The organism is Thermodesulfobacteriota bacterium (assembly GCA_039028315.1).
In the GTDB taxonomy this organism is placed as follows: Bacteria; Desulfobacterota_D; UBA1144; order Nemesobacterales; family UBA2774; genus CR02bin9.
Genome location: JBCCIH010000127.1, coordinates 1 through 7,265, shown reverse-complemented (window position 1 = coordinate 7,265; position 7,265 = coordinate 1). Strand labels below are relative to the sequence as shown.

Below are 7,265 nucleotides of genomic sequence, written 5' to 3'. Positions count from 1 at the left end.
CCTCACCGCTAAGTGAGACTTTAGCGTTTTTAACAAGCCCCTTGTCTTCAGCGTATTTATTTACTGTTCTGGTGAGAGCACCTCTAAAGCCTGTAAGATGGGTCCCGCCCTCAATGTTGTTTATGTTATTGGCGTATGAGAATATTGTCTCTGAGTAGCTGTCGTTGTACTGAAGTGCAACTTCAACTATTATATCGTCTTTCTCTCCTGAGACGTAAATGGGTTCAGGATGAAGCGGCTTTTTATTTCTATTTAGCTCATCAATAAATGCAACGATTCCGCCTTCGTAGTAAAACTCCTGGTCTTTACCGGTGCGCTCATCTACAATCTGAATTACTAGCCCTTTGTTTAAAAACGCAAGCTCTCTTATCCTATGAGCAAGTGTGTCGTAGTTAAACTCAGTTACTTCAAATATCGTATCATCGGGTTTAAATCTAATTTTGGTCCCGGACCTGTCAGTTTTCCCAGTAGATTTAAGCTCTGTTACTGCCTCGCTTCGCTCGTATCTTTGATACCAAACCTTTCCTTCTCTTCTGATCTCAAGAACAAGGTATTCAGATAGCGCATTAACTACGGTCACGCCCACTCCGTGTAGTCCGCCAGAGACCTGATAGACTTTACCTTCAAACTTTCCGCCGGCATGAAGCATTGTCATAACAACTTCAGCCGCAGATTTTCCAGTTTCCTCGTGTTTATCCACAGGAATTCCGCGCCCATTGTCTTCAACTGTGAGGCTGCCGTCGACATGGATAGTGACTACGATTTTATCGCAGAAACCTGCAAGAGCTTCGTCAACGCTGTTATCAAGAACTTCAAAAACAAGGTGATGAAAACCCCTTGAACTGGTGTCGCCAATATACATATCAGGGCGTTTTCTAACGGCTTCTAAACCGGGTAGAACCTTGATTTGTTCGGCGCTATAAGAGCTGTCATTTTTTGTAGGAATAGTATCCTCCGGGTCTCTCTTTACTTCCAAATTTTGCTACCTCCGTGTTGACTGAAAGGCGGGAAAAAATAATGCACTATTATAACACGAATAACCCTAAAAGGGAAATAAAATCAGGGGGTTTGAGAGCATTAGCAATGAATTAGCAATAGGCTAAAATAAATGAACAATCTAGGGACTTTACAGGCGTGCAAAAGGTGCTTTTCAGAGTTGAATTTTATAGTTTTGGAGGTGTGATACCAACCTGTTTTTGATACTTTCCTTTTTTATCCGCATAAGAGGTATCGCAGATATCATCAGACTCAAAAAACAGCACCTGAGCTATGCCTTCCATTGCATAGATTTTTGCTGGGAGAGGAGTTGTATTTGAGATCTCTAGAGTAACATATCCTTCCCACTCAGGCTCAAAAGGAGTAACGTTAACGATGATACCGCATCTTGCATATGTGGACTTACCAACGCACAGAGTAATCACGCTTCTTGGTATCCTGAAGTACTCAACCGTTCTGGCAAGCGCAAAGGAGTTTGGAGGAATGATGCATTCGTCTGCTTCAATTTCGACAAAGGATTTGTCATCAAAACTTTTGGGATCAACAATTGAGTTGTTAATATTCGTGAAAATTTTAAATTCTCTGCTAACTCTAATATCATAGCCGTAAGCTGACACTCCGTAAGAAATTGTTCCCTCTCTTACCTGCTCATCGATGAAGGGCTCAATCATTTTATGCTCTTGTGCCATTTTTTTAATCCAGTGATCGGGTCTTACGGACATTGTTCGTGCTCCTTATATAGTAGTTAACTTTAGGTGTTGGGCTACTAATATACATGAGAATTTTAATCAATTCATCACGCAAAAAAATTTAAACAAACTGTTTTAAAAACCTTATGTCATTTTCAAAAAATAGTCTGATGTCGTTTATTTCATACTTAAGCATAGTGATACGCTCAATGCCCATTCCAAAGGCAAATCCGCTATATACGTCTGGATCGTAGTCCACACTCTTATAGACCTCTGGGTCCACCATACCGCAGCCAAGAATCTCAAGCCATCCGCTCTCTTTGCAAACTCGGCATTCCTTTCCATCGCAAATTACGCACTCTATGTCTACCTCTGCGCTTGGCTCTGTGAACGGGAAAAAGCTTGGTCTGAACCTAACTCCAATATCCTCACCGAATACGAGACGTAAAAACTCTGTGAGTATCCCTTTCAAATCTCCAAACGTTATATCCTTGTCTACAAGAAGCCCCTCAATTTGATGAAACATAGGAGTGTGCGAGACATCGCTGTCGCAGCGATACACGCGCCCTGGGGCAATGATTTTAATAGGAGGCTCCTTTTTTTCCATAACCCTTATCTGAACAGGAGAGGTATGAGTTCTAAGAACAACATCATCAGAAATATAGAACGTGTCCTGCATGTCGCGCGCTGGGTGGTTTTTAGGAATATTAAGAGCTTCAAAGTTGTAGTAATCAGTCTCCACTTCCGGGCCCTCTGCAACTTCAAAGCCCATCTTCTCAAAAATAGATATGATCTCTTCCATAACCTGGGTAACAGGATGTTTGGCGCCTATAGGAAGTGATCTGGCGGGAAGTGTTACATCAATTTTTTCCTCGGCAATAGCTTTTTTCTTCTTCTCTTCTTTTAGATGCTCTGCTTTGTCGTCAAACTGAGTCTCTAGCGCAGTCTTAACCACATTAACAAGCTGGCCCATCTTTGGGCGCTCCTCAGGGGAGAGGTCTTTCATGCCCTTTAGTATTTCAGTTATTACGCCTTTTCTGCCAAGGAATTTAGCTTTTAAATTCTGAAGCACTACCTCATCGGATACTTGGGCTAGCTCCTGTTCTGCTTGTTTTTGAACTTCTTCTAATTTTTCCTGCATTGGGTTAATTTCCTACATATGCTACGACAACAATTACTATCATCGCAACACCTATAGCTCCTTTAAAAAATGTTCCGGCCACTCTTCCTACAAAAGCTCCCCAGCCGGATTTAATTGCTCTGTCAATATTCTTCTCTATGAAAAACTCGACAATAAAAGCACCTACAAACGCGCCAATAAAAGCGCCTATTACAGCCCCTATTCCTAAAAAGAATGGAATACCTAAAATACCACCTATAATGCCAAAGACAATAGAGCCCACTATGGCGCGGTTACTGGATTTATATTTCTTAGCCCCTAATATCCCCAGGAGAAACTCTATAAGCTCTGCAAATAGGGCCAAAATTAATAATATTATCAATATTTTGAGTGTTATTTCTTTAAATCCGTCATACCAGCCAAGTAAAATTGCATCACCAAGAATAATAAAGTTTCCGGGCAGACTGAACACATGAGATATAAGCCCAGCTAGTGCAACAAATATAAATAGGGAAAGTACAAGATAGTCTATCATTTAAAGACTAGGTTCTAACCTTTTCTTTGTCTCCAGAATACAACAAAAGCACTTGCGATAAATATTGATGAATATGTACCTATGATGGCTCCCACAATAAGAGTAAATGCGAAATCGTGAATCACTGAGCCTCCGAATAAGAATAGCGGTATAAGCACAAGGAAAACTGTTATACTGGTCAAAACGGTTCTTTTTAAGGTCAGGTTGACGCCCAGGTTAACGACGTCTTTGATGCCGAGCTTGCTGTTTTTCTTCATATTCTCTCTGATTCTATCAAAGATAATAATGGTATCGTTAACCGAATAACCTATGACAGTAAGCAGCGCTGCAACGAGAGCCAGAGTAAATTCTTTATCCATAATGGATATTGCGCCAAGCGTTATAATGGTGTCATGAACAAGAGCTATTACAGCGCCCATTGCAAAGCCAAATTCAAATCGGATCATAACATAGATTAGTATTCCAATACATCCGAGCAGAATTGATATAACCGCTTTTCTAATTAGCTCGCCGCCTACTCTTGGTCCGATATAGTCCACCCTTTGTATTGAGCCGCCTTTAAACGTTTCGTTTGTCGCTATTATTTTCTCAAGTTCTGACTGAAATCCCTGTATTTGCTCAAACTTAACAGTTTCGGGAGAGAACCTGATTAAGTACTCATGATCTCCGGAAAGACCTAACTGCTGAACAACTTCCGGTGGATAACCGGTAGAGTCTAAAGTTTTAGTTATATCCTGTATGCTCACTTCATTTGCGAGTTTAATGTGTATCTCTGTACCACCAGTAAACTCAACACCCCAGTCCGGCCCGCCATGGTAGATAAGAGATCCTAAAGCAATTATTAATAAAGCGATAGATACATATATCGCCCTTCTCATTTTTGATACGAAATCAATAGTTGGTACAGTATTTGATTTTAAGAAGTCCAAATTACCTAATCCTCCTGGATAAGCCTTAAATGCTTAAGGCCGGCACCTTTTTATCCTCATAAATTAAGTTAGTTATTACTCTTGCCACAACAACATTGCTGAAGACGGTTGAGATAATACCAATTGACAGGGTTGCGGCAAAACCTTTAATCGGCCCCGTTCCAAACCAAAATAGTATGAGAGCAGTAATAAGCGTTGTGATGTTTGCATCAAGCACTGTCCAAAGCGATCTACCATATCCCGCATCTATTGCCGCAAGCGGGGATTTACCGGTAGCTATCTCCTCTTTTATCCTCTCAAAAATAATAATATTTCCATCAACTGCCATACCCAGAGTAAGCACAAGGCCCGCAATACCTGGCAGGGTTAGCGTAACACCGAATGCCGAGAGAAATCCCATAATAAACAGCATGTTTAGGAGCAGCGCTATATCTGCAACAACACCTTGCAGCCTATAGAAAAAGATCATAAAAATTATTACCAAGATACCGCCAATGATCATAGAGGTCTGTCCCTTTTCGATAGACTCTTTACCAAGTGATGGACCTACGGTCCTTTCCTGCTCTATCTCAACAGGTACTGGAAGTGCACCAGATCTTAGAACCAGTGCCAGGTCTTTAGCCTCTTGAGTTGTATAGTTTCCCGTGATTCTTCCTTGTGAGGTAATTCGTTCTTGAACTACCGGGGCAGATTTAATAGTCCCGTCTAAAACAATCGCAAGCGCTCTTCCAATGTTCTCCTCTGTAAGAACTCCAAATTTGCTAGCGCCCTCTCCTTTAAATGTAAAACTAACGGCGGGCCTGCCCTGTTCATCAAAAGTTATTCTTGCTCCTGAAAGTGATTCACCTGTGACGTTGGCTTTTTCAGTGGTTACAAAAAAGTTTTCATTTTCAAACCCAGTGTCGCCCGGATGAATTGTATAGCCTTTTGCGGCCAGATCCTCAGGGCTTGATGCATCTAAAGCGGCCAGAACTACTTCTTCAGTCGGTCCTGTAGCTTCTACAATTTTAAACTCTAAAACTGCTGAGCGTTTAATAATATCTATTATTCGCTGTCTGTCTTTTTCTGAAGCGCCCGGGACCTGAATTAATATTCGGTCATCTCCGGCTTTTTGAATAGAAGGCTCTACCAGCCCAAGCTCGGCAACACGATTTTCGATTACCTGTTTAACCTGATCGATAGCTCGTTCTTCAACATCCGATACATATACACCTTTTAACGTGAAGTCCAAAGAGAGATTGTCAGCATCGATGTTTGATATTTCACTAAAGTTTGTCTCCCCAATAGCTTTAGCCTTTGCTAAATCAGATTCTGAGAAGAACATAAGGGTAAGGGTTTCCTCGTTTATGGTAAAACCTTTTATTAAGACCTTGTCATCTTTTAGTTCTTCATTCATAAAGTCCTTTATACTGTTTAGTTCCTGCTTAACTCCAGTCTCGGAATCAACTCCGATTAAAAGGAAAATACCACCCCTTAAATCAAGACCTAACCTAATTCCTCTGTCAGGGAACAATTTACCCCACCAGCTGGGAGTACTGTCACCTAAGAATGTAGGTGCCAATAAAATTAATGATAAAGTCGTAACAATTAGGATTGTAGCAATCCATCCCCTGGAAGCTCTCATTATTTAGACTTATCCTCCTTGGAGTTTGTCTCTGTCGCAGTTGGTTGCGAACCGGCTATTCCAGCTCGTGTAATACGAATGCTTACTCCCTTTGATATCTCAAGAGTAATTACGTCGTCTTCTGAAACGCTTAGTATCTTACCGTATAATCCGCCCGTTGTGATAATATCGTCTCCTCGTTTTAGTTCAGATAGCATGCGCTTTCTCTCTTTGTTTTGCTTTTGCTGCGGGCGCAGGATTAAAAAGTAGAAGATTACGAAAATAAGAATAAACGGAAGGAACGTTATAATCGGATTCCCTGCTTCACCATCCGCGCCCCCGGGAGGAGGGCATCCTGTAAGAAGTAATACTATAGGTAGAATTAAAATTATGTTTCTAATGTTTTGCAATTTCTTAATTTCCTCCAATGGATTTTACCTTAGATAAATAATTTGGAAAATCTCCCCGCTCTATGCTGCTTCGAATTCCTTTCATTAGCTCCGAATAAAAATATAGGTTGCAGTGAGATAGCAATCTCAGAACCAAGGTCTCTTTAGCAATGAATAAGTGTCTTAAGTAAGCGCGTGAATAGTTCCGGCAAGTATAACACTCACAATCCTCGTCAATAGGCCTCTCATCTTCTGCAAATTGAGCATTTTTTATAACCATTTTTCCGTGACTTGTAAAGAGCGTGCCGTTTCTGGCATTACGAGTTGGGATTACACAGTCAAATAGGTCAACTCCTTTTGAGACTGCGGTTACTATATCCTCAGGCTTTCCAATACCCATAAGATACCTGGGTTTATCTGCTGGCAGGAACTCAAGTGTACTCTCTGTAGTATCATAGGTATTCTCAGAATCCTCGCCAATTCCTAAGCCACCAAGAGCGTATCCGTCAAAGCCTACATCAACAAGCTCCAAGGCCGATCTTTCTCTGAGATCTTCATATATGCCGCCCTGAACAATTCCGAAAATGGCATTATCTGTTTTTGTTTTGGACCCTTTGCAGAGTTTCGCCCACTTAGAAGTAAGTCCTATGGATTTTCTCATATAATCTTTTGTCGACGGATAAGGGGGGCATTCATCAAGACACATCATAATGTCTACTCCCAGGGACTCTTGAATTTCTATACATTTTTGTGGGGTAAAAAAATGCTCACTGCCGTCTATGTGAGACCTAAAAATAATTCCGTCTGGTGTAATTTTTCTCTTCTGTGAGAGACTGAGGACTTGAAATCCGCCGCTGTCAGTTGTAATGGGTTTGTTCCAATTCATAAACTTATGAAGACCGCCCAGTTTTTCAATTCTCTTATGTCCGGGTCTTAGATAAAGGTGATAAGCATTTGCAATTATCATCTGAAATCCCATATCTAAGATCTCTTCTGATGAAATG

At 41.0% G+C, this 7,265-nt stretch carries 8 protein-coding genes; all 8 read right to left on the bottom strand.

Going from position 1 to position 7,265, the window contains the following annotated elements; translation table 11 throughout:
* On the bottom strand, nt 1-976 hold a 976-nt coding region (locus AAF462_08425), incomplete at its 3' end, for an ATP-binding protein (protein ID MEM7009143.1).
* 187 nt (nt 977-1,163) lie between these two features.
* Nucleotides 1,164-1,718 (bottom strand): dCTP deaminase, encoded by a 555-nt coding sequence (dcd, locus tag AAF462_08420; GenBank protein ID MEM7009142.1) that lies wholly within the window; start codon nt 1,716-1,718, stop codon nt 1,164-1,166.
* Between the two features lie 88 nt (nt 1,719-1,806).
* Complete coding sequence (gene pheS / locus AAF462_08415; GenBank protein ID MEM7009141.1) at nt 1,807-2,826, bottom strand: phenylalanine--tRNA ligase subunit alpha; 1,020 nt, start codon at nt 2,824-2,826, stop codon at nt 1,807-1,809.
* A 4-nt stretch (nt 2,827-2,830) separates the two neighbouring features.
* Complete coding sequence (locus AAF462_08410) at nt 2,831-3,340, bottom strand: DUF456 domain-containing protein (GenBank protein MEM7009140.1); 510 nt, start codon at nt 3,338-3,340, stop codon at nt 2,831-2,833.
* Nucleotides 3,341-3,354: 14 nt separating this feature from the next.
* Entirely contained in the window at nt 3,355-4,269 is a 915-nt protein-coding gene (gene secF, locus AAF462_08405) for a protein translocase subunit SecF (protein ID MEM7009139.1), read from the bottom strand.
* A gap of 25 nt (nt 4,270-4,294) precedes the next feature.
* The gene (secD, locus tag AAF462_08400) at nt 4,295-5,893 is read right to left on the bottom strand and encodes a protein translocase subunit SecD (GenBank protein MEM7009138.1); all 1,599 of its coding nucleotides are present in this window, start codon (nt 5,891-5,893) and stop codon (nt 4,295-4,297) included.
* Entirely contained in the window at nt 5,893-6,282 is a 390-nt protein-coding gene (gene yajC, locus AAF462_08395) for a preprotein translocase subunit YajC (protein ID MEM7009137.1), read from the bottom strand. The genes secD and yajC overlap by 1 nt, the downstream gene beginning before the upstream one ends.
* A gap of 4 nt (nt 6,283-6,286) precedes the next feature.
* On the bottom strand, nt 6,287-7,265 hold a 979-nt coding region (gene tgt, locus AAF462_08390), incomplete at its 5' end, for a tRNA guanosine(34) transglycosylase Tgt (GenBank protein ID MEM7009136.1).

Coding starts and splice junctions, on each gene's coding strand:
- secD (MEM7009138.1), bottom strand. CDS start 5,893: ATGAGAGCTTCCAGGGGATGGATTGCTACAATCCTAATTGTTACGACT.
- AAF462_08410 (MEM7009140.1), bottom strand. CDS start 3,340: ATGATAGACTATCTTGTACTTTCCCTATTTATATTTGTTGCACTAGCT.
- dcd (MEM7009142.1), bottom strand. CDS start 1,718: ATGTCCGTAAGACCCGATCACTGGATTAAAAAAATGGCACAAGAGCAT.
- pheS (MEM7009141.1), bottom strand. CDS start 2,826: ATGCAGGAAAAATTAGAAGAAGTTCAAAAACAAGCAGAACAGGAGCTA.